General features: G+C 71.2%; 17 protein-coding genes. 7 read left to right on the plus strand and 10 right to left on the minus strand.

Going from position 1 to position 26,772, the window contains the following annotated elements; translation table 11 throughout:
• Nucleotides 1–16 precede the first annotated feature (16 nt).
• Complete coding sequence (locus tag G4D86_RS32710; protein WP_240360594.1) at nucleotides 17–646, plus strand: DNA-3-methyladenine glycosylase I; 630 nt, start codon at nucleotides 17–19, stop codon at nucleotides 644–646.
• A gap of 3 nt (nucleotides 647–649) precedes the next feature.
• On the opposite strand, the gene G4D86_RS32715 is transcribed toward G4D86_RS32710, so the two are convergent.
• From G4D86_RS32715 to G4D86_RS32725, 3 genes are all read right to left on the minus strand, one after another.
• Entirely contained in the window at nucleotides 650–2,836 is a 2,187-nt protein-coding gene (locus G4D86_RS32715) for a methyl-accepting chemotaxis protein (protein ID WP_163998016.1), read from the minus strand.
• 214 nt (nucleotides 2,837–3,050) lie between these two features.
• On the minus strand, nucleotides 3,051–4,211 hold the full coding sequence (locus G4D86_RS32720; RefSeq protein ID WP_163998017.1) for a THUMP domain-containing class I SAM-dependent RNA methyltransferase: 1,161 nt from the start codon (nucleotides 4,209–4,211) through the stop codon (nucleotides 3,051–3,053).
• Between the two features lie 56 nt (nucleotides 4,212–4,267).
• Nucleotides 4,268–5,020, minus strand: a complete 753-nt coding sequence (locus G4D86_RS32725) for a lysophospholipid acyltransferase family protein (RefSeq protein ID WP_163998018.1) — start codon at nucleotides 5,018–5,020, stop codon at nucleotides 4,268–4,270.
• Nucleotides 5,021–5,348: 328 nt separating this feature from the next.
• On the opposite strand from G4D86_RS32725, the gene G4D86_RS32730 reads away from it, so the two are divergent.
• From G4D86_RS32730 to G4D86_RS32745, 4 genes are all read left to right on the plus strand, one after another.
• A complete protein-coding gene (locus G4D86_RS32730) occupies nucleotides 5,349–6,236 on the plus strand; it encodes a ferredoxin reductase domain-containing protein (protein WP_163998019.1) in 888 nt (295 codons plus the stop codon).
• Nucleotides 6,237–6,299: 63 nt separating this feature from the next.
• A complete protein-coding gene (locus tag G4D86_RS32735) occupies nucleotides 6,300–9,296 on the plus strand; it encodes an FAD-dependent oxidoreductase (protein ID WP_163998020.1) in 2,997 nt (998 codons plus the stop codon).
• 127 nt (nucleotides 9,297–9,423) lie between these two features.
• Complete coding sequence (locus G4D86_RS32740; protein WP_163998163.1) at nucleotides 9,424–12,984, plus strand: HYR domain-containing protein; 3,561 nt, start codon at nucleotides 9,424–9,426, stop codon at nucleotides 12,982–12,984.
• A gap of 41 nt (nucleotides 12,985–13,025) precedes the next feature.
• On the plus strand, nucleotides 13,026–14,690 hold the full coding sequence (locus tag G4D86_RS32745) for an OmpA family protein (protein ID WP_240360595.1): 1,665 nt from the start codon (nucleotides 13,026–13,028) through the stop codon (nucleotides 14,688–14,690).
• A gap of 83 nt (nucleotides 14,691–14,773) precedes the next feature.
• Here G4D86_RS32745 and G4D86_RS32750 read toward each other — a convergent pair whose 3' ends face one another.
• The 4 genes from G4D86_RS32750 to G4D86_RS32765 all read right to left on the minus strand — a co-directional run bounded on the left by G4D86_RS32750 (nucleotide 14,774) and on the right by G4D86_RS32765 (nucleotide 21,615).
• Entirely contained in the window at nucleotides 14,774–16,228 is a 1,455-nt protein-coding gene (locus G4D86_RS32750; RefSeq protein WP_163998022.1) for an FAD-binding oxidoreductase, read from the minus strand.
• A 177-nt stretch (nucleotides 16,229–16,405) separates the two neighbouring features.
• Complete coding sequence (locus G4D86_RS32755) at nucleotides 16,406–17,827, minus strand: hypothetical protein (protein ID WP_163998023.1); 1,422 nt, start codon at nucleotides 17,825–17,827, stop codon at nucleotides 16,406–16,408.
• A 93-nt stretch (nucleotides 17,828–17,920) separates the two neighbouring features.
• Nucleotides 17,921–20,629, minus strand: coding sequence for an ATP-binding protein (locus G4D86_RS32760; RefSeq protein WP_163998024.1), 2,709 nt, complete (start codon nucleotides 20,627–20,629; stop codon nucleotides 17,921–17,923).
• 8 nt (nucleotides 20,630–20,637) lie between these two features.
• Entirely contained in the window at nucleotides 20,638–21,615 is a 978-nt protein-coding gene (locus tag G4D86_RS32765; protein WP_163998025.1) for a PhnD/SsuA/transferrin family substrate-binding protein, read from the minus strand.
• 176 nt (nucleotides 21,616–21,791) lie between these two features.
• Here G4D86_RS32765 and tpx point away from each other — a divergent pair, with 176 nt between their 5' ends.
• Nucleotides 21,792–22,283 carry a thiol peroxidase gene (tpx, locus tag G4D86_RS32770; protein WP_163998026.1) on the plus strand — a complete coding sequence of 164 codons (492 nt, stop codon included), beginning with the start codon at nucleotides 21,792–21,794 and terminating at the stop codon, nucleotides 22,281–22,283.
• Nucleotides 22,284–22,394: 111 nt separating this feature from the next.
• On the opposite strand, the gene G4D86_RS32775 is transcribed toward tpx, so the two are convergent.
• The 3 genes from G4D86_RS32775 to G4D86_RS32785 all read right to left on the minus strand — a co-directional run bounded on the left by G4D86_RS32775 (nucleotide 22,395) and on the right by G4D86_RS32785 (nucleotide 25,059).
• Nucleotides 22,395–23,816, minus strand: a complete 1,422-nt coding sequence (locus tag G4D86_RS32775; RefSeq protein ID WP_205519921.1) for an MFS transporter — start codon at nucleotides 23,814–23,816, stop codon at nucleotides 22,395–22,397.
• Entirely contained in the window at nucleotides 23,813–24,595 is a 783-nt protein-coding gene (locus G4D86_RS32780; protein ID WP_163998027.1) for an SDR family oxidoreductase, read from the minus strand. The genes G4D86_RS32775 and G4D86_RS32780 overlap by 4 nt, the downstream gene beginning before the upstream one ends.
• 101 nt (nucleotides 24,596–24,696) lie before the next feature.
• Nucleotides 24,697–25,059 (minus strand): MarR family winged helix-turn-helix transcriptional regulator, encoded by a 363-nt coding sequence (locus tag G4D86_RS32785; protein WP_163998028.1) that lies wholly within the window; start codon nucleotides 25,057–25,059, stop codon nucleotides 24,697–24,699.
• A 196-nt stretch (nucleotides 25,060–25,255) separates the two neighbouring features.
• Between G4D86_RS32785 and G4D86_RS32790 the strand changes: the two genes are divergently transcribed.
• Nucleotides 25,256–26,770, plus strand: coding sequence for an oxygenase MpaB family protein (locus G4D86_RS32790; RefSeq protein ID WP_163998029.1), 1,515 nt, complete (start codon nucleotides 25,256–25,258; stop codon nucleotides 26,768–26,770).
• The last annotated feature ends 2 nt before the right edge of the window (nucleotides 26,771–26,772 follow it).

A 26,772-nucleotide genomic window follows, 5' to 3' on the forward strand; every position in this document is an offset into this window, starting at 1 on the left:
GTGCGAGGATGGCCGGATGATGGAAGGACTCGTCGAGGGAGCGGACGGAGTACAGCGGTGCAGGTGGGCGGGGAGCGCTCCGGACTACATCGCCTACCACGACACGGAATGGGGCCGGCCGGTGACGGACGACCAGCGCCTCTTCGAGAAGCTCTGCCTCGAGGGCTTCCAGTCGGGCCTGAGCTGGCTCACCATCCTCCGCAAGCGCCAGGCCTTCCGCGAGGCGTTCCTCGACTTCGACTTCACCCGGCTGGTCCGCTTCACCGAGCGCGACGTGGAGCGGCTCCTCGGCAACGCGGGCATCGTGCGCCACCGGGGGAAGATTGAGTCCGTGGTGAACAACGCGCGCCGCGCCTGCGAGCTGGTGGAGCAGGAAGGCTCGCTCGCCGCCTTCGTCTGGCGCTTCGAGCCCTCCGAGGCCAGCCGGCCCCGGCACCTCACCTGGGAGGTGCTGCGGAGCATGGCCACCACGCCCGAGTCCACCGCGCTCTCACGCGAGCTGCGCAAGCGGGGGTGGAGCTTCGTGGGCCCCACCACCTCCTACGCCTTCATGCAGGCGATGGGGATGGTGAATGACCACGTCGACGGCTGCGCGCTCCGGCATGAAGCGGAGCGCCTGCGGACGTCCCTGCGCCGGCCCGGGTAGGGCTCAGCGCGCCGGCACCGCGCTGTCGTCCAGCGAGCCGGAGCGGAGGGCCTGGTCGGCGACGCTGGACATGCGCTCGGCCATGGACTGCACGGCGCGGGTGACAGTCTGGGTCTCGTCCACGACCTTGAGCGTGCGCTGCATCTGCCCGGACAGCTCCTGGATGGCCTGGGCAATCTGGTGGGTGCCCGTGTCCTGCTGGGCCACGGCGGCGGTAATCTGGCGCACGCTCGAGCTGGTGTCGCCGATGATGGAGGCCAGCTTCTGCAGCTGCGCGCCGGAGTTGCGCACCGCGTCCAGGCTTCCACGCACGCGCTGCTCGCCCTGCTCACTGACCTTCGCGGCCTCGCGCATGCTCGTGCTCACGCCGTCGAGCACGTCGCGGATGCGCTGGGTGGCCTGGATGGACTGGTCCGCGAGGCTGCGCATCTCCCTCGCCACCACGCCGAAGCCCTTGCCGCTGTCGCCGCTGCGCACCGCCTCGATGGCGGCGTTGATGGCCAGCATGTTGGACTGGTCCGCCAGCGTCTTCACCGCGTCCACGATGCCGGCAATCTCCCGCGTCCGCGCGTCGAGCGCGAGGATGTGGCTGGCCATCTCCGACACTTCGGTGCGGATGGCGGACAGGTCCGCCAGCGTGCGCTCCAGGGCCACGCCACCGTCCTTTCCCACCTGCTCGGCCGTCTCGGCGGAGGCGGCCAGCATGCGGGCCTTGTCGGACGTCACGTGGGAGCTCTGGCGGATTTCCTCCACCGTCTGCTCCAGTTGCTGGAGCGCCGTCGCCTGGCGGCTGATGCCCGAGGTCTGCTCCTCGCTCGTGGCGCGCAGCTGCTGCACCACCGCGGCCAGCTCTCCGGCGCCGCTGCCCATGCTGTCCGCGAGCTGGCGCACTTCCTTCCTGCGCGACTCCAGCTGGCGCGCGTGCTGCGCGAGGGACTGCATCACCAGCGACGAGCGGCGTCCCACGATGCCCACGAGCGACAGCGTGAGCGCGAGGAAGCCCCAGTGCAGCTGGCTGTCCGTCGTCTCCGCCAGGCCGAGCATGGGGAGCGTGCTGTGGATGCAGAAGACGGAGAAGATGCCCAGGCCGATGACGAAGAGGCGGGCATCGGCGTTACCGCGCCAGGCCTCGACGGCCGCGACGCAGACGCAGACCAGGATGCCGGGGAGCGAATAGAGGACCATGAGCGGCAGGACCAGCTGGGCCGCGCCCAGGTCAACGAGGACGAGGACGCCCTGGATGGCGGCCGGCACGGAGACCACCGCGGCGCCGATGCGGAACCAGCGCATCCGCCCCTCGCCAATCGTGTCGGAGATGAACCACGCGAGGCCCGGAAGGATGCAGTACGCGCCCAGCAGCGTGAGCTGACTGCTGGCGACGGTCATGTCCCAGAGCGCGGGAAACAGGGCGCTCGTGCCGAGCATCATCACTCCCGAGCCACCGGCGAAGACGGTCAGCGCCATCAGCATCCGGTACTGGCGGCGAAGCAGGGCCGCGCCCGCGGCGAGAAGGCCGATGGCGAGCAGAAACGTCCCCATGACGAAGGGGGCCAGCCCCGCGCGCGTCACCGCGGCGAGCAATTCATGGCGCGGGCCCACCCGCGCGTCACGCGTCACGCCGATGGCGGGTCCGGTCCCCTGGATGCGCAGCAGGATGCGCTGGCCCTTCGCCGAGGGCGGCAGCGGCACCAGGTGCCAGGCCATGTTGTCCATGGACTCGCGGCCGGAGGGGTTCAGCTTCCCGCTCGCGTAGATGCGCTGGCCAGCAGCGTACGCCTCGAACGCGTTGGCGACGGTGCCGAGGTAGAGCGCGGGCTCCAGCCACTGCCCCTCGGGCACGGGGATGCTCAGCCACAGCAGCGTGTTCGTGCCACGGCCCGGCGGAACGCGCAGCGCGGCCACGGGCTGCCATCCTGCTTCCGCGCCCGTCTCCTTCGCCCAGCTGGGGGCCCCGTCGGGGCCGAGGGGAGAGTCGCCCCAGCGGAAGCGCCACCCTTCCTGGGCGGGCACGGGGGCCTGCGCCGTCGCCGCGTCCGCCATGGGCGCCAGCGTCAGGACGAGCAGCAGCGCGGTACCAAGGGCCGTGAGGCGTGAGCTCCTGGGCGGGCGCCCTTTCGCGAAGGACCTCGCGGGAAGGGAGTGAGCGGTAGTTACCGTGGGCACCAGGGAGAAGACGCGGGAGAGACCCATGTAACGAGTGATGCTCCGGCGTCTGAGACATGAATGTAAACGGGGTCTGATACAACCCCCGTACGCCTGCCGGCTCTGGAGCGCACGGCTTCCGCTTCTTCCGGTGTTTCATGTCAGGAATTGAGTCGCCCGGTTGGCTGCACAGCGGGCATCAACCCACTGCCGGGCGAGCACGCCAGGGCGACCGCGGCCACGCTCCAGCTGGACCGAGGCGTTACCGACGCGCGGGCGTCGAGGCCCCCGTCAGCAGCAGCCGGCACCGCAGGCCGCCGTTGCGCACGGGGAGGCTTCGCGCCCCGGGCAGGTCCAGCGCCTTCACCAGCGCGGTGTCGTCCGGGAGGATGACCGCCGCCCGCCAGCCCGCGAAGCCGCGCCGCAGGGTGTGGCCCAGCGCGCGGTAGAGGCCGGGCAGGTCCTCCGCCTCACCCACGCGCTTGCCATAGGGCGGATTGGCCACCACCAGCCCCGGTCCGGGCACAGGCGCCGTCAGCGTGCGCACGTCCTGGCGCTCCAGTGCGAGCGTCACCCCCGCGCGCCGGGCGTTGCGCCGCGCCGTGCCCAGCGAGCCCGCGTTGATGTCGAAGCCGTGGAGCGTCGCGCGCGGCGCGGGCAGGGCCTCCGCTTCCGCTCGTGCCTTGAGCCCTGCCCAGGCCGCGGCGTCGAAGCCTGGGAAGGACTCGAAGGCGAAGGCGCGCAGCAGCCCCGGTGCGCGGCGCATGGACATCCACGCGCCCTCGACGAGGAACGTGCCCGAGCCGCACATCGGGTCCACCAGCGGCTCCGTGCCGTCATACTCCGCGAGCCGCAGGATTCCCGCCGCGAGCGTCTCGCGCAGCGGCGCGCGGCTCACCTCCTGCCGGTAGCCGCGCCGGTGCAACGGCTCGCCGCTGGTGTCCGCGCTCACGGTGAAGGCGTCACCCTCCACGCGCACCAGCAACGTGAGGCCCGCGCCGCCGCCCTCCTCGTCGAGCGGGCCCGCGTGCTCCACCGAGGGCAGGCCCCACGCGTAGGCGGCGGCGGAGAACACCACGTCCGGCCCCGGCACCGGCGAGCGGTGCATGCTCACCGACAGCTTCGGCGGCGTGCGCCCGTCCCAGACGCGTGACAACTCCAGCGCGCCCAGGTGCTCGGAGAGCGCGTCGGAGTCTCCAGCGCGGAAGGCGCCCAGTCGCAGCAGCACGCGGCTCGCGGTGCGCAGGCGAAGGTTGGCCTCCTGATGCAGTCCGGCCGGGCCTTCCAATTCCACGCCGCCCTCTACGCGGCGCGGAGTCCAGCCCAGCGCGGACACCTCCGCCTCCAGCGCGGGCTCCAGGCCGGGCAGCGTGGACACATAGATTTGTTCTTCGCTTCGGGGGCTCGTCACGGCGGGGCCCATTGTCCGCGTCCCGGCGCGGGCCGCAACGACTCATTCCGGGACGCGGTCTCCACGCCTCACGGCCCGGGCGCGGCGGGCTGCTGCGGCTCCCGGCTCACGGCAGCGGCCGGAGGGGCCTCTCTGTAGACGCCGCGGTACTCGGGCGGAAGCAGGGCGGCCACCCGGCGCATCATCGCGTCCACCAGCGCCTGGCGCGCGTCGTCGGCCCCGGCCACCTCCGGCTCCAGGTCCTCCACGCGGAATGGCCGGCCGAAGCGCACGAAGACGTCGGCCTTGTACAGCCGCTCGCCGCCCATGTCGGTGTCGTTGATGGGCATCAGCTTCTCCGTACCCTGCAGCGCCACCGGCACCACCGGCACGCCCGCGCGCTTGGCAATCAGCGACACGCCCTTCTTCGCCTCCAGCAGCGTGCCCATGCGGCTGCGCGCGCCCTCCGGGAAGATGAGCACGGACTGGCCGCCCTTGAGCGTGTCCACCGCGCGCCGCATCGCCTCGATGTCGGGCGAGTTGGGCTTGATGGCGATGGTCTCCATCACCTCCGACGCCAGCCGCGTCATCGTCGTGCTCTGCAGCTTCACGCCCGCCAGGAAGAAGACCTGGCGCGGACGGAAGGCCCGGTCCAGCGTGAAGCCGTCCGCGTTGGACAGGTGGTTGCAGATGAAGAGGCAGGGCTGGTCCGGGATGTTCTCTCGTCCCTCCACCACCTCGTTCGCCAGCGTGTCCCAGACGCGGTTCATCAGCGCGCGCACCACGCGGCGGCGCGCCCGTTCCGGCAGCATCGACATCAGCTCAAAGAGAATGCGCAGCACGCGTCGGTCGCCTCCATCTCGGGACGGCCCGAGAGCATGGCTCGGCTGGAGCCCGGGCGGGCGGTCAACATTTCTGTCGCCCCAGTCCCGCCACTACCCACCAGAAGATGTAGTCCCGCCCGGCGGCACCGGTCATCACCCACGACTGCCCGCTGTTCGCCTGCACGGCCGGCCGTCGGGCAGCCAACGCTCCCCACCGACCGCGGGACAGACCCCCTCCACCTCCTCGCGGCCACGGTCCATGGGGTAGGGGACGCGCCGCTCCGCGTCAGACGCGGAGCGTAATGGCGGCGGCGCGGGGGCCCGGGTTGGGCTATGGGAAGGGGGCATGAGCGCCGAAGCCACCGTGTCGCGCAGCAGGAAGCCCGTGGAGTACGAGGTCACCGTCGCCCGCGTGCGCATGGACACGCATGACACGGCCACCCTGTTCCTCGACTTCGGCGGCGCCCCGCTCGACTACAAGGCCGGCCAGTTCATCAACATCGACCCGCACCAGTTCCCCGCGCTCGGGCGGCTGTCCGCGTACCTGCAGGAGCAGAAGGGCCGCAAGGAGCCGCAGCGCTCGTACTCGCTCGCCTCCGCGCCGCACGAGCCGCTGGTGGCCATCACCGTGAAGGACGAGGAGTTCATCCCCGGCCTCACGCGCTACCCGCCGCTGCTGTCCCCCTTCCTCGTGCACGGCCGGCTCACCGGCGCGCGGATGAAGGTGCTGGGCTTCATGGGGCCCTACGTGTTGCCGGACGACGTGGAGTCGCGCACCGAGCACATCGTCCACCTCGTGGCCGGCTCCGGCGCGGTGCCCAACTTCGCCATCCTCAAGGACGCGCTCCACCGCGGACTGAAGCTGCGCCACACCTTCCTCTTCTCCAGCAAGACGTGGGGCGACGTGCTCTACGGCGACGAGCTGGAGTCCCTGGCGCTCAACCACCCGGACCGCGTGCGCGTGGTGCACACTCTCACCCGCGAGACAGACGAGTCACGCTTCGGCCCCCACGTGCGCAAGGGGCGCGTGGCGGAGGCGCTGCTGGAGGAGCTGATTCCGGACCGCGACACCTGCCTCGTGTACGCGTGCGGCCCGGCGATTACGCCGTGGGACCGGCGCAAGGCGCTGGAGACGCGCACGCCCGCCACGCCGCGCTTCATGGAGACGGTGCTCGGCCACCTCCACGCGCTGGGCATCGGGGACAAGCGCATCAAGCGGGAGACCTACGGGTAGAAGCGGGCGCGCCGCTTTCCTGCCTCGCTCGACACCTCCAGTCGCGTCTGGAAGGTTGTCGTCATGTCTCAGCCCCAGAGTTTCCCCCGTCGTGAGAAGGTGGCCATCCTCGGTGGAGGCATGGCCTCGCTCTCGGCCGCCTTCGCCCTGACCGATACGCCGGAGCTTCGCGCGCGCTACGCGCTCACCGTGTACCAGGACGGGTGGCTGCTCGGCGGGAAGGGCGCCAGCGTCCGCAACCGGGACGCGCGCGGGCGCATCGAGGAGCACGGCCTGCACGTCTGGCTCGGGTACTACGAGAACGCCTTCACGCTGCTGCGTCGCTGCTACGAGGAGCTCGGCCGCCCTCCCGGCGCCGCGATGCGCACGCTGCGCGACGCCTTCGTCAAGCACGGCGCCATCAGCGTCGGGGAGAAGACCCGTCGCGGCTGGGAGCACTGGAGCGTCACCTTTCCGGAGACCTCCGAGTGGCCCGGCGACGGGCGTCCACTCCCAGGGGCCGGGGAGGCCATCCGCGGTGCCGCGGCCCACGTGCTGCGGTATGCGCTCGCCTGGTGGAAGCAGGGGAAGGGCGCCCGCCCCGAGGTCGCCGACGTGACCGGGCAGCTCCGGGGCCTGCTCCAGCGCGTGCTCGCAATGGAAGGTTCGCTGCTCGTCGGCGAGGCGGCGCGGGCCCTCGCGGACGGTGTCCGCTCACTGCTCGAGCGGCTCCGCTCCCTGGCGCGGCGCGACCTGGAGGCCGACACCCAGCTGCGGCGGGTATGGGTCGTCCTCGAGTTCAGCGCCGTCTCGCTCATCGGCATCCTGCGCGACGGCATCCTCGGACCGGACGTAGACGTCGAGGCGCTCGACGCAATCGAATACAGCGACTGGCTCCGCAAGCACGGCGCCTCCGAGATGACGGTGTCGAGCGGGCTGATTCGCGCCTTCTACCACTTCGCCTTCTGCGACGGCGACGGGTCGGGCGCGGGGCTCGCCGTCCTCGGCATGCTGCGCATGTTCACCTGCTACCGGGGCGCCGTTTTCTACAAGATGCGCGCGGGCATGGGAGAGACGGTCTTCGCGCCCCTGTACGAGGTCCTGCGCCGGCGCGGCGTCCGCTTCGAGTTCTTCCACCGCGTGCGGCGGCTGGAGCTGTCCGTTGACCAGCGGCGCGTGGAGCGCGTCGTCGTGGACCGGCAGGCCACGCCCACGGACGGCGTCTATCGCCCGCTCATCGACGTGGGCGGTCTGCCGTGCTGGCCGGAGCAGCCCCTCTACGGCCAGCTCGTCGAGGGCGAGGCGCTCTCCCGCCACGGCGCGGGCCTCGCCTCCTTCTGGAGCGACTGGACCCCCGTCGAGCAACGGACGCTGCGGCATGGCACCGACTTCGACCGGGTCCTGCTCGGCATCTCGTTGGGCGCGCTTCCGTCCGTCGCCTCGGAGCTCATCGCGGCGAGCCCGAGGTGGCGGCGCATGGTGGAGCACGTCAAGACGGTCCGCACGGTGTCGGCGCAGCTTTGGGTGACCGAGCCCCTCGGGCCGCTCGCCTCGAGCGCGGACGCGCCCATGATGACCGCCTACCAGGTGCCGCTCGAGACCTGGGCGGACATGTCACATCTCATCCCCACCGAGGGCTGGAAGGCGGGTGACGGCGTCCAGGGCATCCTCTACGCCTGCGGCCAGCTCGGGCACGGCGATGACCCCGTCGCCGCGAGCGACCCGCGCGTCGGCGACCGGGCGGCGCTGGAGGCTGTCGCCCGCGGCGCCGTCGGTGAGCAGCTCGCGCACCTCTGGCCGGGCGGAGCCGACGCGCGCGGGGGGCTGCGGTGGGAGCTCCTCTTCGATGCGGAAGGGCGCACCGGGCCCGAGCGCCTGCGCTCGCAATACCTGCGCGTCAACGCGGACCCCTCGGACCGCTACGTGCTGTCGGTGCCGGGCTCGCAGAAGCACCGCATCGCCCCCGACGCGTCGGGCTTCGAGGGACTGGTGCTGGCGGGTGACTGGACGCGGACCGGCTATGACCTGGGTTGTATCGAAGCGGCGACGATGTCCGGCCTGATGGCGGCGCGGGCGCTCGGCGCGGAGGTCTCCATCGTCGGTGAGGTTCCGCGGCCCCGCGCCGAGCCGGAGGTCTCCCTTCCCCTCTACGTCGACCGCCCCGGTGAGATGTCATTGCGCTCACCCTATGTGATGGAAGACGTGTGGCTGACCGCGCTCGTGCTGCGGGCCCGGCAGGGCGCGCTCGGCGCGCTGTTGGATCGGTACCTGAACGTCCCGGCGCGGGGACACGTCCGGTACGTGCCCGCGGCGCCCTTCGTCGTGCTCACCTCGGCCTTCGCCGGGCGCGCCTTCTCCGGAGACCCCGAGCACCGCCGCCTCGGCTACATGCCGGAGACGGACATCGCCTTCTGGGTGCCGGCCTGGGCCATGCGAGCGGGGACGGGTGGGCTCATCCCCGAGCGGCTGGTCTGGTTCATGCCGCATGTCTTCGTTTCGACGGGTGCCGCCGCGGCGGCCGGGCGCGAAATCTACGGCTTCCCCAAGAGCGTGGTCGACGTGGAGGTGCGCCGCTCGGGCCGCGCGCTTGAGCACCTCTCGGTGCTGGGGGAGGTCCTCGCGCGGCACAGCCCCGAGACGCGCGGCGAGCGGGCCCGCATCCTGGAGGTAACGCGGAGCGAGGTCTCCCCCGGGCCGGTGCGCTCCGTCGCCGAGGTCATCGGCGAGCTCATCAGGCCGATGGATTCCTCGGGCGGGTGGGCTTCGTCGATCGCGCGGAGCTTCGCCATGAACGACGTGACGATTGCGTTCTTGAAGCAGTTCCGCGACGTCCAGCACACCGACCGCGCCTGCTATCAGGCCATCATCGAGGCGAAGGCTTCCGTGCGTGCGCTGCGAGGCTACGGTCCCCTCCCTGGCACGTTCCACGTGAGCTGGGGCGACCACGCGAGCCACCCCTTCACGACCGACCTGGGCCTAGATCCTGGAGGGCAGCAGGCCATCGCGGCCACCTGGGCCGAGTTCGACTTCGTCATGGAGTCGGGCCGGGAGCTCTTCCGCGCGGGTGGGCAGGTCCCCTGAGCATGCGTCGTACGTGCTGACGACCTGCGTGGTCTGACCCGGAGGCGGTGGCCGGCCTACTCCATTCATCGCGTCGACCTCTATCGAGTGTATAACCCTGAACGGTCCTCGAACCGGAGTTCCCGTGATGCTGTTACACCGCAATGTCTGGAGCAGCGTCCTGGCCCTCGTGGGGAGCGCGCTCCTGTGGTCCTGCGCGAAGGAGGGCCCGGAGCCCGCCGACGGCAACGTCGTGGCCTCCATCGCCGCGCCCCTGGCCGTGGCCCCCGGCTGGACCGCGACCGCGTCCATGGCCGCTCCGCGCGCGCAGCATGCCGCCTTGCTGCTCGGCTCCGGCAAGCTCCTGGTCATCAATGGCGTCAGCAGGACGGGCTTCGTCACCACCGCGGAACTCTACGACCCGGCCACCAATACCTGGACCTCCGCGGGAGCACCCGGCATCCAGGGCAACGTCACGCTGGCCGTGCTCCTCCCCAATGGCAGGGCGCTCGCGCTGACGGATGGGTCCGCGGTCGGGCGCCTCTACGACCCCGTGACGGGTGCCTGGACGGCCACGGGCCCCATGGCGGCCACCCGCGGCCTGCCCACCCTTACCGCCCTGGACTCGGGGAAGGTGCTGGTCGCCGGTGGCACGGGGAGCGGAGGCGTCCGGCTCACCTCCGCCGAGCTGTACGACCCCGCCACCAACACGTTCTCCCCCGCCGGCAACATGACCCTGGGCCGGGGGGCGCACTCCTCCACGCGGCTCCAGGACGGCCGGGTGCTCGCGGTGAGCGGCTTCGACCAGGCCGGTGAGGTCCCCGGCGCCGACCTCTATGACCCCGCGACGGGCACCTGGACCGCCGCCGCGCCACCCCTCGTCGCGCGGCACTACTTCACCAGCACGCTGCTTCCCGATGGCCGCGTGCTGATTGCCGGCGGCTTCACCAGCGGCGGCAGCACGACCCAGGCGGAGCTGTATGACCCGGCGAGCAACACGTGGACCGCCACGGGCAGCCTGGCCTTCGCACGCTCGGGCCACATGGCCACGCTGCTGCCGGACGGCAGGGTCCTGGTCACCGGCGGCTCCGTTTTCCGCGCGGCTCCGCAGCAGGTCTCGGAAATCTATGACCCCGCCACCGGGCTGTGGTCCGCCGGGGGCACGATGGTGGTTGGGCGGGAGAACCACACCGCGACGCTGCTGCCGTCCGGCAAGGTGCTGGTCGCGGGCGGCTACACCCAGGCGCCGAGCCTGACCTTCTTTGAGAGCACGGAGCTCTATGACCCGGGCGTCAACGCGTGGACCCCGGCCGGCGCGCCAGGCGGCGCCCGGGTGGACCCCGTGGTGGCCCTGCTGCCCACGGGCCGGGTCCTCGTCGCGGGTGGACGCGACGGCGGCGGCGCGGCGCTGGCCTCGGCGCAGCTCTATGACCGGACGGGCAACACCTGGACGCCCGCGCCGAACCTCTCCATCCCTCGCGAGCGCGCCACGGCGACCGTGCTGCGCTCGGGCGCGGTGCTCGTCGTGGGTGGCTCGAACGGCGGAACCTCGGTGGCCTCCACCGATCGCTACGATGCGACCGCCAATGCCTGGAGCCCGGCGGCAGCGCTCGTCGGCGCCCGGCACTTCCACACCGCCACGCTCCTCGCCGACGGCAGGGTGTTCGTCGTGGGCGGGCAGCGCGACGCCACGGTGCTCGCGACGACGGAGCTGTATGACCCCGCGGCCAACACGTGGACCCCCGCGGCCTCCCTGGCCACGGCCCGGTCCGCGCATGCCGCCGCGCTGCTTCCCGATGGCAGGGTGCTCGTCGCGGGCGGCCGCGACGGCGGCGGTACGGCGCTCGTCACGGCGGAGGTGTACGACCCGGCCAACAACACCTGGGCTCCCGCCTCCGGACTGGGGCAGGGCCGCGAGGGTCTCACGCTGACGCTGCTGCCGTCCGGGCAGGTGCTGGCGGCGGGCGGGCTCTCGGGCGCCTTCGGGCTCACGTCGACGGCGCTCTATGACGCCGCCACCAACTCGTGGGCCGGGGGGCCCCCGCTCCCCCAGGCACACGGGTACCACACCGCGACGCTCGCGCCGTCGGGCAAGGTCCTGGTCGCGGGGGGCCTGAGCGCGCCGGGCACGCCCTCCACCTCGGCGGAGGTCTATGACCCCTCCATTCGCGACTGGACGTCCGTCAGTGCTCCGTCCGCGCGCGGGGGGCTCATCGCCGTGGCCCTGCCCTCGGGCGAGGTGCTGCTCGCGGGTGGCACGGCCGCGACGGGGGCCGAGCTGTACGACGACACCGGCGCGCAGCCCGCGTGGCGCCCGGTGGTGAGTCAGCCGGATGTCCTCGTCCAAGCCTGTCCGAGCGTCCTCCAGGGCCTGCGCTTCCAGGGCGTCTCGGGCGCGAGCGGCGGCTCCTACTCTGACTCCCCGACGGACTTCCCCCTGGTGCGCCTGCGGGGCGCGGAGGGCGGGCGACTCTGGACGCTTCCCGCCACCGGCATGTCCCGCACGAGCGCGACAGTGACCGTCCCGGCCGACGTCCCGCTGGGGCCGTATGCGCTGTCCGTCTTCGCCAATGCCATCCCGGGCGGGCGCATGGTGACGGTGGTCCCCAATGCCGCGCCCACGGCGCAGCCGCAGACGGTGTCCACGACCCCCGGTGTTCCCGTGGCCATCACCCTCGTGGGGACGGACCCGGACGCGGGGCAGACGTTGAGCTGGACGGTTGTCACGCCTCCCCAGCACGGGACGCTGAGCGGCACGCCGCCGAACCTCACGTACACGCCCACGCCGGGCTACGCGGGCCCCGACAGCTTCACCTTCCGGGTCCGGGACTGCGGCCTGGACAGCAATGTCGCCACGGTGGACCTCAACGTCACGAACACGGGCCCCGCCATCACCTGCCCCGCGAACACCGTGAGCGAAGCGACGGGCCCCAACGGCGCCCCGGGAAGCTGGCCGCCCGCCACCGCCACCGACGTGGAGACCCCCAACCCCACCATCACCTATTCGCCTCCCAGCGGGAGCACCTTCCCCCTCGGGAGCACCACTGTCACGGCCACCGCGACGGACGGCTCGGGCAGCACGGCGACGTGCACGTTCCAGTTCACCGTCGTGGACACGCGGCCTCCCACCCTCAGGTGTCCCGCGTCGCGGAGGGTGGAGGCCACGAGCGCCGCGGGGGCCACCGACACCTGGGCACCGGGGACGGCTTCGGATGTCGTCACGACCAATCCCACCGTGACGTCCTCGCCGGCCTCGGGCAGCACCTTCCCGCTCGGCACCACGGATGTCACCGTCACCGCCACGGACGCGGCGGGCAACACGGCCACGTGCACGTTCCAGGTCATCGTCGAGGACACCACGGACCCGACCGTGACGTGCCCGGCGGACGTGGAGTTGGCCCCGGAGGGGCCCTCGGGCACACCCGTGACGTACGAGCCCCCCGTGGTCTCCGACGCCGTCTCCGTGCCGACGGTGACCGCCTCGCCGCCCTCGGGCAGCCGCTTCCCGACGGGGGTCTCGCGCGTCTCCTACACCGTCACGGACGCGGCCGGTAACTCGGCGCAGTGCTTCTTCCAGGTGACGGTGCAGACCCCGGTGGTGTCCATCGCCGGAGGCGGCTGCCAGAGCACGGGCAGCGGGACGGCCGCGTCGCTGGTGCTCCTGGTGGCAATGGCTTTGTGGAGCGGCCTGCGCCGTCGCCGCTCCTGAACAGCTCGCACGAACCCCCTTCTTCGCGAATGGACCTCTCCTTGCGTACACAGGCTCCGTGCCGGGCGCTGGCCGCGCTGCTGGCCGTCTTCCTCGCCCCCGCCGCTCTGGCCCAGAGCGCCGGGCCCGTCCTCCCCATGGACCTGGAGCGCCTGCGCTTCAGTCCCGGGGCGACGGACTCGATGCTGGTGGACACCGGCCACGTGCTCCCCGAGGGCGGCTACCGGCTGATGCTCATGGTCGGCTACGAGCGCGGCATCCTGCTGCTGGAGGGCGCTGATGGCGTGGAGCGCGACATCATCGACTACCGCGTGGCGAGCTGGCTCGCCGGTGCGTGGTCACCCACCGAGCGCCTGGAGTTGTCCGCGAAGCTGCCCGTCATCATCACCCAGGGCGGCAGTGGCGCGGACCAGCTGGTCGGCGTGACGGAGCCGAAGTCCTTCGGGCTCGGGACGCCGGAGCTGGGCGCGCGCTACTCGCTGCTTCGCCGCGAGGACGGTGCGCCGGTGTTCCTCGGCCTCGGCCTGGACATCGGACTGCCCGGCGGTACGGCGAGCGCGTTCGGCCGGCAGGACGGCTGGGCCGGGTTCCAGGTCGCGCCCCGGGTGGCCGTGGGACGCGAGGTGGGCCCGGTGTCGCTGGGCGCCAGCGTGGGCGTGAGGATTCGCTCCACGGAGGTCCAACCCGGCCGCGACTTCGGAAGCGAGCTGGAGCAGTCGCTGGTGGTGGCCACGCGCGGCGAGGGCCTGCGCGGCGAAGTCGCCCTGCAGGCGTCCGAGTCGCTCGTGGAGTCGGATGTGGCGCTGGAGCTGCTCGGCGGCTTGCGGCTGCCGGTGGGCCACGGCTTCGAGGCCTTCGCGCTGGCGGGGCATGGCTTCACGGACATTCCGGGCACGCCCTCGCTCCGCATCAACGCGGGCATCGCCTGGGCCCACACGCCGCCTTCGCGCGAGGACCCGTGCAAGGGCGGACGGACCCACACGCCCGAGCAGTGCCCGGACCTGGACGACGATGGCGACTCGGTGGCCAACGCGCAGGACCGCTGCCCGCTCGAGGCCGGCGTGGTGGAGAACGCGGGCTGTCCGGATGGCGACTCGGATGGGGACAGCGTCGTGGACCGCCTGGACAAGTGCCCCTCCGAGCCGGGGCTCCCGCGCTACCAGGGGTGCCCCGCGCCCGACGCGGATGGCGATGGCATTCCGGATGACGAGGACGCCTGCCCCAAGGAGGCCGGCGTCGCGGCGAATCGCGGCTGCCCCGTCAAGGAGGAGAAGCCCGCCGAGGCGCCGCCTCCGGAAGCTCCGCGCGAGGAGCCGCCTCCTGCCGCGCCCCCGGCAGAGCAGACCGAGCCGCCGATGGACCACCACGTCCTCTTCCCGGTGGGACAGTCGACCCTCGAGGACGAAGAGAAGCGGCAGCTGGATGCCGTCGCGGCCTATCTGAAGGCCCACCCCAGGCTCACGGTCCGCATCGAGGGGCACACGGACAACACCGGTCCGGAGACGCTCAATCGCACGCTGAGTCAGCAGCGCGCGGACATGGTGCGCAGGTACCTCATCCAGCGCGGCGTCTCGGGCTCCCGCCTGGTCGCCAAGGGCTACGGGTCCGACCGCCCCGTGAATGGGAACGGCACCCCCGAGGAGCAGCGCCTGAACCGCCGCGTCGAGTTCGTGACGAAGTCCTCAGGCAAGGCACCGAAGCGCTGAGTCCGCCGCGCGAAGGCAGAACGGCGACCCGGTGAAACCGGGTCGCCAGCCCTGGGTCCTCGACGTGCGCCGGAGGAGCCGCCTCAGTGCGGCAGCTCCTCGGCCCCGGTCGTGGCGGGGCGGATGTTCTGATTCACGTGGAAGAGGTTGTCCGGGTCGTAGCGCTTCTTCACCTCGACCAGCCGGGCGTAGTTGTCCCGGTACGTGGCCTGCACGCGCTCCTGGCCCTCATCCATCATGAAGTTCACGTAGGCGCCGCCCGCGGAGTAGGGGTGCAGCGCGTTCCAGTAGTCCTTCGTCCAGGCGGAGATTTCCTGCGCCTTGGCGGGCGAGGGGTCCACGCCGACGATGACCTCGGCCCAGCGCACATCCCGGAAGCTGAAGGCGGTCTCGTCGGGGCGCACCCGGTGCACCGCCCCGTCGATGGGATAGAAGTGCATGGTGGAGTGCATCGTCGGCAGCTGCTCGCCGAACTCCGCGTGCCTGGCGATGGCCGCGTCTGACAATTCCTTCACGAAGTCCGCGCGCCAGTACCACTGCAGGCCGGGCGGGTAGAGCCCGTCGAACATGCTCTGCAGGGCGGGGTAGGGCATGGGCTGCACGCCGTGCAGCGCCGGGGAAAGCGCCCGCACCGGCGCGAATATCTCATCCGCGCGCGCCGGGTCCCCGGTGTAGCACCACACCACCGCGCACATCTTCTTGAGGTGCAACTGCTCGGGGAAGGGCGCCACGGGCGGCACCGTCATGAAGGCGAAGAAGCCGCCGAGCTCCTCCGGCGCGGCGGTGATGAACTCGCGGTACCACTGCATCACCTCCACCGCGCGCTCCACGGGCCAGAGGGTGGGGCCGCCGATGACGTTGTCCACCGGGTGGGCCCGGAAGAGGAAGGAAGTGACGACGCCGAAGTTGCCGCCGCCGCCGCGCACCGCCCAGAACAGGTCCGGGTGCTGCTCGGCGCTCGCGGTGACGAAGCGCCCATCCGCGAGCACCAGGTCCACGGCGAGCAGGTTGTCGATGGTGAGGCCGTAGCGGCGCGAGAGGTGGCCCAGGCCGCCGCCCAGGGTGAGCCCCCCCACGCCCGTGGTGGAGATGATGCCCGAGGGGACGGCGAGGCCGAACGCGTGCGTGGCATGGTCTACGTCACCCCAGACGTTGCCACCGGCGACCCGCACCGTGCGCGCGGCGGGGTCCACCCGCACGCCCCGCATTCGCGACAGGTCCGCGACCAGGCCCCCCTCGCAGATGCCCAGTCCGCCGCCGTTGTGCCCACCTCCGCGAATGGCCAGGGTGACGCCCTGCTCGCGGGCGAAGCCGACCGAGGCGATGACATCCGCCACGTCGGCGCACCGGGCGATGAGTGCCGGGTGCTTCTGAATCATGGCGTTGTAGACGCGGCAGCTCTCCTCGTAGTCGGCGTCTCCGGGCCGGACGAGTCCGCCCCGCAGCTGAGCCCGAAGTTGCTCCACCAGGTCAGGCGTCATCCCGGGCGGAAGCCCGCCGCCCGCCCGGGCCTGTGCACGCTGGGTTTCCAGGGTCATGGTGCTCTTCCTCCGCAGGGGGGCGCGGTCGGAGCGTCCCCGCACCTCCCAAGCTAGGAATGGCCGGTGCACACCTGGGCAGGCACGCGGGACGGGGCGCCCCGGCACGCACCGCGCGGGGGCGGCGGGCGCGGCGCTCGGCGGGTCCGACGCCGGTGACCTGGCAGGCCTCGAAGGCTATTTCCCAATCCACGCCGCGAAGCGCTTGTCCAGGAGCGCCGCCGCCTTGTCGACGGCGTCCCAGGTGTCGTCATCGAGCTTCGGCTCGTCGTGGCCGAAGCGGCCCGCGCGCTTTCCGAACGTCTTCTTGAGGTCGGCCGTAATCCACAGCCCGTTCATGTTGTGGAACCAGCGCCACGCCATCGTGCCAAGCCCCGGAGCATCGCGGAGGTGGTCGTCCCAGAGGCCGCGCGGAAGCGCCTGCTTCACGAGCTCCGAACCCTTCGCCTTGCGCGCCGCGACTGCCGCGAGCAGCTCGCGGTGCGCCGGGAACCGCGAGGTGTCGAGCAGGCCTCGGGTCGCGGCATAACCCACGAAGAGCCCCGTCGTGACGTCCGGATACCGCATGAGCGCACCGCCGCCCTTCACGCCGAGCGTGACGGTGATGACGTCGTCGAACTCAATCTCGAGCTCCACCTGCGCTCCGGTGTCGAGCGCGTAGGTCCAGTAGGCGACGGTGAGCTCATCCTCGTCCGCGAAGGAGGACCGGCGGCCGGTGGGCGCTCCGAGCAGCTTCGTGAGCTCCGCCTCCGAGGCCCCCTTCCACGGCACCCCCAGCACGGTCTCCTCGATTTTCGACCGCACCCATGCGGAGGCGACGTAGGGGATGAACGTCTTGGGGGTCTTGGGGATGGGCGGATAGGCGTCGTTCAGGATGTCGTGTGAGAAGACGAGCTCGACGCCGTGCTTCGGTGCCTCGACATTCACTGAGTCATTGTTCTCGCTGGTCGATGGCGGCACCTTCTTGCCGAGCACCCCGGTCACATAGGCGATGACCTCGGGGGCGTCCGCGCGCTTTCCGAGAATGGACGCGAGTGCTCGAGTCTTCGGGCCGAGCTTCTTCATCACCGCGGTCGGCGCATTCTTTCTGACGGGGGCCGCCGGCGCGGGCGGGGCCGCGGCGTCACCGTCGAGCCAGGCCGCGAAGTCGAAGTCCTTCGCCTTCGGCACCTTGACCTTCTGCGTTTTGAGCCACGCAGCCAGTGCTTTCCGGCCGGAGGCTCCCTCCTCGTCGTCGAGCTCGTCGATGTCTGTCTCGCCCTTGGACCACAGCGTCAGGAACTCCTCGAGGCTGTTCGCGACGGTCCGCGCCTCGCCCTCCGAGCCGAGCAGCGCCACCGCGGGCGGGGTCTTGGCTCCCGTGTTCACGAGCGCGAGCAGCGAGCCGTCCGGAAGCTGCAGGAACGCGAAGGCGTCTCGCCGGAGTCGGGCTGCGTTCTCCGGATTCCATTCCTTCGGAATGGCCTCGGCCGCGAGCGTGTCGAACCAGCCCAGGGTTCCGTGGGTCTGCCGGCCCACCCAGGCGCCGACGTCCTCGAGCAGCGGCGGAAGTTGATGACCTGCTGGAACCTTGGAGAGCTTGACCGTGTATTTCGCCATTCGCGTCAGCTTCGGCCACCTGTTCTACGGCGTAAAGGTCGCGGTGGGCCGGTGCGGAAGGGTTCGTCCCCAGGTCCCCGGAGTCGAGTCCGCTCAGCACGTCGCCTGGCTCTCCTCGCCGGAGTCCAGCCCCGGCGGGTACCGCCTTCCGGCCGTCTCCGTTGGCGACTCCGGGTCCACCGGCAGCTCGACGACGAACGTCGTTCCTCCTCCGGGCGTGTCCTCCACCTGGATGGAGCCCCCATGCGCCTGGACGATCTGCCGCGTCACATAGAGCCCCAGGCCGAAGCCGGAGATGTTCGTCCCCCGCACCGCCCGCTCGAACACCTGGAAGATGCGCTCCCGGTCCTTCGGCGCGATGCCCGGTCCCTGGTCCTGCACCATCAGTCGCACCCGGTCGTCCCGGGCCCTCGCGGACACGAGCACGGGTCTCTGCTCGCCATACTTGATGGCATTGCCCACCAGGTTCGCGACCACCTGTTCGATGCGGGGACGGTCCCACCGCGCGTGGATGGGCCCGTCCTGTTCGAAGCGGATGGGGATGCGGCCCCGGGACAGCTCCTCGTCGAGCCCCGCGAACACATTCCCCACCACCTCGGACAGCTCCACGTCTCCGAAGCTCAGCTCCATCCGCCCGGTGAGGATGCGCGACACGTCGAGCAGGTTGTCGATGTGCTCCCGCAGCCGGTTCAACTGGCGGTCCGCCAGGCGGAGCAGCCGGGTGATGCGCGCGGAGTCCGGCGCGGGCCTGGCGCGCAGCGCCTCCCGCTCCACGGACTGCAGGTGCAGCTTGAGCGACGTGAGCGGAGTCTTCAGCTCGTGGGAAGCGATGGAGAGGAACTCCTCGCGCGCCTGTGTCGCCTCGCGGGAGCGGCGGTAGAGCCGCGCGGCATCGATGGCCAGTCCCCCGCGCTGGGAGACCTCTTCGATGAGCGCCAGCTCCGCCTCGGAGTACGCCGGGCGCCCGGGCTCCGGGTAGAGCACGTACAGGCCCAGCACCTCGCCCCGGACGCGCAGCGGCGTCGCCCAGGCGGGAGGAGCGTCCGGCGAAGACACCCTGGCAGGTGCACTCGCGCCGCGCCCGTCACGCACGGCCTCGAGCCATCGCGAGAGCTGCTTCGGGGAGACCTCCAGCCCTCGTTCCCGCTGGCTCCGCTCCCGTGCCGCATCCGCGTCGGCGAACACCGTCCGCCAGCGGGAGCCTCCTTCGTCCGTGGGCTCCTGGACCAGGAGCACGCAGGCGCGTGCCAGCGCGGGGATGAGCAGGTGCGCCACCGTGTCGAGCGTCACGTCGAAGTCCAGGGAGGAGGCGAGCCGGCGGCTGGTGTCCGACAGCAGCCGCAGGGCCTCTTCCGCCCGCTTGCGCTCGGTGATGTCGGTGGCGATTCCACACACCGCGTGGATGGCTCCGGTCGCGTCCCTCAGCGGGAACTTCTGAATCAGATAGGTGTGCGGCCCGTCGGGCCCCGGGAAGACGTCCTCGGACTCCAGGCTCACGTTCTCCTCGAGCACCTGACGGTCCGCCGCCCGGAAGCGCTCCGCGACTTCCGCCGGGAAGAGCTCCGCGTCGGTCCGGCCAATCAGCTCCCCCCGCTCGCGAGCGCCCAGCACCTCCGCGAACCGGCGGTTGATGCTGAGAATCCGCCCTCGCGCGTCCTTCACGCAGATGAGGGCCTGCGAGCACTCGACGAGCGAGCTGACGATGTGCAGTTGTCCCGCGCGGTGCGCCGACTGGAGCAGCCGTGCCTGGGTCTTCCGCAGCGCTTCCTCGGCCCGTCTCCGGGGGGTGATGTCGACCACCGTGCCCTCGATGAGGTCGCGGTCCGGGTACCGGGAGGCCGAGAGGGCCAGCCAGCGAAGGCCCCCCTTCCCGTCGGGAAGCTCGAGCTCGTACTCGGGGACCGCGCTGCCCCCGGTGAGCTGCTCGCGCAGCGCCGCCGCCGTTGCTCCGAGCGCGTCATCCAGGGACTGGCCCTCGAGCCCGGCCGGCTCCGCATGCCCGAACAGGTTCGCCGCCTTCCGGTTGGCGCGGACGAAGCGGCCGCCGGACACCTGCCACAGCCCCACGAGCGCACCCTCGAACAGGGCCCGGTGCATCTCCTCGCTTTGCCGGACGGTCCGCACCGAGGCATCGAGCGGGAGCACGACGCGGTGGTAGACGAACAGCAGGAGCACGGTGAACAGGCCAAGGCCCGCCAGGAGCGTGGCCCCCTGCAGCCAGCGCAGCCGCTCCAGTGTCTGGTCGCTCCGCCCCTGGAGGCGGGCCACGTACCAGTCCGTCTGCTCGACGAGCTCTCCGGACTTCCGCTGGATGCTGTCGATGTGCGGGTTGTGCGTCAGCTCGCCGCGCTCGGCGCGCAGCGCCATGACGCCCGCGTACCCCAGGTCGTGGAACCCCTTGTCGAGCGCTCCCAGCGAGTTGCGCAGGTCCGGGTTCCGGGTGGCGGGAACGGTGACCTGGAATCCGCCCAGCTCCACGGTGCCGCCCACGCGCAGGGCCGACACGCGCTCGTGGAACTGGCGGGCGGTCAGCTGTGCCTCCGCGCGCTCATCCAGGAGCAGTCCCCAGTCCCGCTGGGACAGCCCCACCAGGGCCAGGTTCGTCTCGCGCGTGTACCGCTCGGCCAGCATCCGGAGCGAGCCCGCGACGTTGAGGATGGCGGCGTCCGCGCGCTTGGCCCGGGCCACCTCGGCCATGAGTCCCTGCGACACGCCCAGGAAGAGCAGGAACAGGGAGAGCAGCAGGGCGATTCGCAGCATCAATCCGGACCGCAGCCGTGCCAGGTCTCTCCCAAACCGCATCGCGTTCCTCACCTGAGGCTCAGGAACCCGGTCCGCTGCGCGAGCGCATGACGGCGGCGGATTCCATCGTAGTGGGCGTCCTTCACGGGCTCGAAGCGGCTGAGCAGCGCCGCGTCGAGAATCCGGCGTCCCTCCGCGTCCTCGTGCATGTGCGTCAGCGCGAAGCCCATGCGTCGCCGCAGCTCCGGGTCCATCTTCGTCGACACCACCACAGGGGGGATGGCCTCGGGCCCCAGCGACATCAGCACGCGGACCTTGCCGGCGGACCCGAAGTGCAGCTGCCTGTCGTAGTCGAGCACCAGGCTGTCGACGAAGCTCGCATCGGCCTCTCCGCTCGCCACCATGCGGATGGACTCCTCGTGCGAGCCCGAGCGGATGACCTTCCCGAAGAACCCCTGCGTGAGCCCGCGCTCGATGAGGAAGGAGCGGGGCATGTTGTAGCCGGAGTTCGAGGTCTCCTCGTTGTAGACGAGCGTCGCGCCCTTCAGGTCCTCGAACCGGCGGAAGCCGCTGTCTTCGCGGACGATGAGGTCGGAGAAGTAGACGGGCTGGTCCCGATAGCGGGGGGCCTTCATCACCGGAGCGGCCAGCACGTCGATGACGGGCTCGGGCCGGTCATGCTTGAGCACGTAGGGGTAGCCACAGATGAAGGCCACGTCCACGGCGCCGTCGTCGATCATCTCGTCGATGGTGCCGTAGGAGAAGCCGCTCACGAATTCGACCTTCCGGCCGAGCTGCCGCGCGAGCCAGTCCGCGAGCTGTGAGTAGACGACGATGCCCGACTCGGACACGAAGGCCGCGCTCATCGCGATGCGGATGGGCGGCCCTGGGAGCTTCTGCTCGCGGGCTGCTGGCGCCTGCATGGAGGCGGTCGTCTGCCCGTCGGAGGGCGAGACACGCGAGTCCTCCCGCCCGGTACACCCGGAGAACAGCAGGGCCCAGCCGAGCAGCCCCAGGGCCAGCGGCCCCCTGACGAATCGCGACATCACGTTCCCCCGGTATCTGGGGAAACATCGTCACAGCGGAGACTTCTGCCGAGGGTGAAGAGAGCGTCCGGCTGCCTCCGTGGTTCGGTGCAAGACCGCGAGCCCTGAGAACCCCTGGCGTGCACCGCGGGATGCCGCTACGACGGCCGCCGACTCACATTCCAGGAGACACGCTCATGACCCGCATCACCTTGAAGGGCAATCCCATCAACACCGCGGGCAGCCTGCCCGCGGTGGGCAGCACGGCGCCGGACGCCACGCTCACGGGCCTGGACCTCGCGGACAAGAAGCTCTCGTCCCTCCCGGGCAAGCGCGTGCTCAACATCTTCCCCAGCATCGACACCGGGGTGTGCGCGACGTCGGTGCGCACGTTCAACAAGCGCGCGACGGAGAAGCCGAACGTCACCGTCATCAACGTGTCCATGGACCTGCCGTTCGCGCTCAAGCGCTTCTGCGGCGCGGAGGGCATCGACAAGGCGCTGTCCTTCTCGGGCTTCCGCGGCGACTTCGGCAAGCAGTACGGGGTGACCATCCAGGACGGAGGGATGGCCGGGCTCTACTCGCGCGCCGTCGTGGTCCTCGACGAGAGCGGCAAGGTCGTCCACGCCGAGCAGGTGCCGGAGATTGGCCAGGAGCCCAACTACGAGGCGGCCCTGGCGAAGCTGTAGGGCACGCACCCTCGCTGACCCCGCGATGAGCGCGCCCGGCAGGGGAGGGGACCTGCCGGGCGCTCCGTAGCGCGGATGCGCTCGGACTCAGCGAAGGCGCTGGGACAGCTCTTATGAGGTTGCCTCCTGGGACGGCGAGGCGCGCGAACCCGCCTCCCGGGTCGGGCGGGAGATGCCCAGCGCGGTGCCCGCAGCGACCAGCGCCACGAGCGAGGCGAACCACCAGCCCCGGAAGAACGTGTCCCCCTGGCCCGTCGCGTCGGCTCCGCCCAGGATGACGACGAGGATGCTGGTGCCGAGGACCATGCCCACCTGCCGGCTCATGTTGACCACGGCGCTGCCGGTGGAGCTCTGGTGCGCGGGCAATTCCACCGTCGCGGAGGCGATGGCCGTCGGAAACGCCAGGCCATTTCCCGCGCCCACCAGCAGCCAGCCGGGAAGGATGGCGGTGACGTAGTCCGGGCTTGGACCGACGGCCAGGAGGATGACGGTGGCTCCCAACCCTTGCAGCAGCGCGCCCAGGCCGGTGACGATGCCCACCGGGAGCTTCCGGCTCAGGCGTTGGCCGAGGAGCGCGAAGATGGGAACCATGCAGGGGCCGGGCGCCACGGCGAGGCCCGTCTGCAGCGCGGACCAGTGCCAGCGCTGCTCCATGAAGAGGATGACGGACAGCAGCTCCGCGGCGAACGTCACCGACAGCAGCAGCACGGTGATGTTGGACCAGGCGAACGTCCGGTGCTTCATGAGCGACAGCTCGATGACCGGACTCGGGTGCTTCGCCGAACTGTAGACGAACGCCCCCAGCGCGGCCGCGGAGATGACCCAGCAGAGCGTGGCCGCGGTGCTGCTCCACCCCCAGCCGGGTGCTTCGATGAGCCCCAGCGCGAGCGTGCCGATGGCCACGATGAGGAGCCCCCCGCCCAGGAAGTCCGGCAGGTGCGCGGCGCGCTCCTGCTTCACGGACGGGACGAACTTCGCGGCCGCCAGGACCGCGGCGAGCCCGATGGGCAGGTTCAGCAGGAAGATGCCCCGCCATGAGCTGGCGACGAGCAGCCCGCCGACCACCGGCCCCGCGGCCCCCGCCAGCGCGCCACTGGACGCCCAGATGCGGATGGAGCGGGAACGGTTCTCCTCGGGGAGCGTGGTGAGGACGAGCCCGAGGCTCGCGGGCGTGAGCACCGCCGCGCCTACCGCCTGGAGGCAGCGGAATGCGACCAGCACCCAGAGGTTGCCGCTCAGCGCGCAGCCGAGGCTGGCGAGCGTGAACAGCACCAGCCCGAGCTGGAAGCCCGCCTTGCGCCCGAGCGAGTCCGTCAGGCGCCCCGCGGGGACCAGCAGGGCGCCGTAGAAGATGGTGTAGCCATTGAGCACCCAGCTCAATTGCGACAGCGAGCCCTCGCCGAAGTCGGTGCCGATGGCGCCCAGGGCGACGTTCACGATGAACAGGTCCAGGGCGGCCATGAACACGGCCGAGCAGAGAATCACGAGGACGACGCCCGGACGGGCCGCCGTCGCGGCGGGCCTGGGACTCACCACTGGAGCTTGATGGCCGAGCGGAGGGCGGTGTCGAAGGCCGGGTCATCCAGCTTCGCGCGCAAGGCCAGGAGCGCCTCCGCGTCGGCGCCGGCGGGCCAGCGGAACCGCTGCTCGGGCGCTTCCACGGCGTCGGCGATGGTGCGCGCGATGGTCTCCGGCGGCGTCATCTTCTCCCGGGGGCGGAACTGTCGCTCGGCCTTGAGCGGCAGGTACGGGTCGTTCTCCCCGAAGTACGCGCGAGGCGCGTCGAGCGCGCCCGTCCCAATCTCCCCCGGCTCCACCAGGACGACGCGGACCCCGAAGTGGCCGAGCTCCAGGCGCAGCGACTCGCTCAGCGCCTCCAGCGCCCACTTGGTCGAGCTGTAGACGCCCGTCAGGGGGAGCGAGACGCGCCCGACGACGGACGAGATGTTGACCACCGTGCCGGCGCGGCGCTCGCGCATCGCCGGGGTGACGGCCTGAATCATCCGGAGCGCCCCGAAGACGTTGATGTCGTAGAGGTTGCGCACCTCCTCGAAGGGAATCGACTCCAGTGGCGCCACCGCGATTTCCGCCGCGTTGTTGATGAGCACGTCCACCCGGCCGGCCTGCTCCACGGCGCGCCGGACCGAGGCCTCGCTCGTCACGTCGAGCGACAGGCGCTGGGCGACGGGCAGGTCCGCGAGTGTCTCCACCTTGCGCGCCGTCGCGATGACCTCGTGCCCCCGGCGCGCGAGCTCCAGCGCGGTCGCCCTGCCCAGCCCCTTCGAACTGCCCGTGATGAGAATGCGTGACATGGAATCGTCCTCTCCAATGGGGTAAATTGAGTGTAGATACAGGTATTGAGCTGAAGAAGAGGGCGGCGGGGTGGGGCCCGGCCGCCCTCGGGTGTCGTGAGTCAGTCTGGCGCGGCGCCCGCGGCCAGCTTCGGCAGGGTGCGGAACGCCGCGTCCCAGGTCGTCGTGGCGACGCGCTGCTGGAGGCGCTCCTGGACGGCGCGCCAGCGGGGCACCGCCTTCGCGAGGACCTCCTGTCCGGCCTTGGTGATGGTGATGTGCTTCTCGCGCCGGTCCTTGCCGGCTCGGGTAGCGACCCAGCCCTCCTGTTCCAGCAGGCGCAGGTTGCGCGTCAGCGTCGTCTCCTCGAGCTGGAGCCCTGACGCCAGGTCTCTCACCCGCACGCCTTCGCTTCCGTTGAGGTGGGCCAGGACGGAGAACTGCGTCGTCCGCAGGTTCACCGGCCTCAGGGCGTCGTCGTACATCCGCGTCACCATGCGTGCGGCACGGCGAAGCGTCTCGCACATGCAGGTCGTCGGAATCGGGCTCTCGGGGGACGCGGGCTCCATATTGCCTGTATATTCAGGCAATGGAGGCTCGGCAACGGAATCACGGCTGACTCCCCGGGGGGCAGGGGAGCCTCCCTTGACGGCTCCGGGCCTTTCTATTTCTGTCCGCTGCATGACTCAGGTGACGCCGGGCCTCAGCGACCGGAAGACGTGGGCGGACAGCAGCTTCAGGCTCCTCAACAAACTGCGGCAGGTCGGCGACCCGGAGGCCGACGAGGCCGTGCGGCGCTTCGTGGAGCACAACGGCCGGGAGAAGGCCGCCGAGGCGGCGAGCACCTTCATGCTGAGCCTGGGCCGCAGCCCCTGGCCCAGCGTGGACCATGCCCGGCAGAGCCTCCGGCCCCAGCCGGAGCAGTCGGCCGCGCTGCAGGAGTTCCTGGACCGGCATGCCGTCCTGCCCACCTGGGCCGACCCGAAGCGCATCGAGCAGGGGCAGGAGCTGTTCGTGCGGCATGGGCCCATGGCGCTGGCCGCCCTGCTGTGCGCGTCGCTCCCCGAGTGCTACTCGCACAAGAACGGCGCGCTCGTGCTCTGGCACACGCAGAAGCTCAAGGACCACGCCGTCCGGCGAGTCTACGAGACGGCGAAGATGCTCATCGACGTGATGACGCCGGGCGCGCTCGAGCCCAGGACGGGCAGGGCCGCGCTCACCGCCGTCAAGACGCGGCTGCTCCATGCGACGATGCGCTACCTCATCCTCCACGAGCCGCCGCGGCCGCCGAAGTCCCCGCTCTCGCTCGCCGACGAGATGCTGAACAGCCAGTGGGACGCGAAGCAGTTCGGGGTGCCCGTCAACCAGGAGGACAACGCCTTCACGCTGCTGGCCTTCTCCTACGTCGTGCTGCGCTCGTGGAAGCGGCTGGGGGTGTCCCTCTCCCGCGACGAGGACGCGGCGTACCTGCACTGCTGGAACGTGCTGGGCCACTACCTGGGCATCCCCCCGGAGCTGTGCGCGACCACGTGGGACGACGCGGAGTTCATGTACGAGCGCCTCCAGGCCCACCAGCAGGCCCCGTCCGACGAGGGCCGGCAGCTGAACGCGGCCCTCTCGCCGGTGATGCAGCAGATCATCCCGCCCGAGCACCTGGCGCAGCACATCGAGCACACGCTGATGCGCTTCTTCATGGGCCCGCACACGGCGGAGGTCCTCGGGGTGCCGCCGGAGGAGCCCGTCGACCGCATCATCCAGGTGGGCGTCGACCTCTGGATGCTGCTGAACAAGGGGGCCAACGTCGTGGCGAACGTCGCGGTGACGGTCAACGAGCACCTGCCCATTCCGGTGCCGGGCTTCGTCACGCGGGCCATCGACGAGCTGGCGTGGCGGGCCGGAGCGCTCGTCACCCACGTGCTCGTGGAACGGGTGAGGCCGAGCCCGCGCGACTCCGGACACCCGCTGGAGGCCGTCCGGGAGAACCTGAAGGAGAAGCTGCGCAGGGGCGGACCGACGGGGCCCTCCAACGGCCCCCCGACGCCGGAGGAGATGCTGCGCCACATGGGCAAGCAGTTCGTGCTGAAGCTCGAGGAGCGGACGCCCACCAATGACCGGCCGCCGTACGAGCTTCCGGAGCACCTGCGCAAGGCCTGGGAGCTGCCGCCCCGGCAGGGCCTGGGCGGCAACGTCCCGTAGTC

It is taken from the genome of Pyxidicoccus caerfyrddinensis (assembly GCF_010894405.1).
GTDB lineage: Bacteria > Myxococcota > Myxococcia > Myxococcales > Myxococcaceae > Myxococcus > Myxococcus caerfyrddinensis.

What these genes read in the sequence shown, in the direction of transcription:
- G4D86_RS32710 (WP_240360594.1), top strand. Translation starts at nt 17, where the DNA reads ATGATGGAAGGACTCGTCGAGGGAGCGGACGGAGTACAGCGGTGCAGG.
- G4D86_RS32780 (WP_163998027.1), bottom strand. Translation starts at nt 24,595, where the DNA reads ATGTCACGCATTCTCATCACGGGCAGTTCGAAGGGGCTGGGCAGGGCG.
- G4D86_RS32740 (WP_163998163.1), top strand. Translation starts at nt 9,424, where the DNA reads ATGCTGTTACACCGCAATGTCTGGAGCAGCGTCCTGGCCCTCGTGGGG.
- G4D86_RS32750 (WP_163998022.1), bottom strand. Translation starts at nt 16,228, where the DNA reads ATGACCCTGGAAACCCAGCGTGCACAGGCCCGGGCGGGCGGCGGGCTT.
- G4D86_RS32760 (WP_163998024.1), bottom strand. Translation starts at nt 20,629, where the DNA reads ATGCGGTTTGGGAGAGACCTGGCACGGCTGCGGTCCGGATTGATGCTG.
- G4D86_RS32730 (WP_163998019.1), top strand. Translation starts at nt 5,349, where the DNA reads ATGAGCGCCGAAGCCACCGTGTCGCGCAGCAGGAAGCCCGTGGAGTAC.
- G4D86_RS32735 (WP_163998020.1), top strand. Translation starts at nt 6,300, where the DNA reads ATGTCTCAGCCCCAGAGTTTCCCCCGTCGTGAGAAGGTGGCCATCCTC.
- G4D86_RS32720 (WP_163998017.1), bottom strand. Translation starts at nt 4,211, where the DNA reads ATGGGCCCCGCCGTGACGAGCCCCCGAAGCGAAGAACAAATCTATGTG.
- G4D86_RS32715 (WP_163998016.1), bottom strand. Translation starts at nt 2,836, where the DNA reads ATGGGTCTCTCCCGCGTCTTCTCCCTGGTGCCCACGGTAACTACCGCT.
- tpx (WP_163998026.1), top strand. Translation starts at nt 21,792, where the DNA reads ATGACCCGCATCACCTTGAAGGGCAATCCCATCAACACCGCGGGCAGC.
- G4D86_RS32785 (WP_163998028.1), bottom strand. Translation starts at nt 25,059, where the DNA reads ATGTACGACGACGCCCTGAGGCCGGTGAACCTGCGGACGACGCAGTTC.
- G4D86_RS32755 (WP_163998023.1), bottom strand. Translation starts at nt 17,827, where the DNA reads ATGGCGAAATACACGGTCAAGCTCTCCAAGGTTCCAGCAGGTCATCAA.
- G4D86_RS32790 (WP_163998029.1), top strand. Translation starts at nt 25,256, where the DNA reads ATGACTCAGGTGACGCCGGGCCTCAGCGACCGGAAGACGTGGGCGGAC.
- G4D86_RS32765 (WP_163998025.1), bottom strand. Translation starts at nt 21,615, where the DNA reads ATGTCGCGATTCGTCAGGGGGCCGCTGGCCCTGGGGCTGCTCGGCTGG.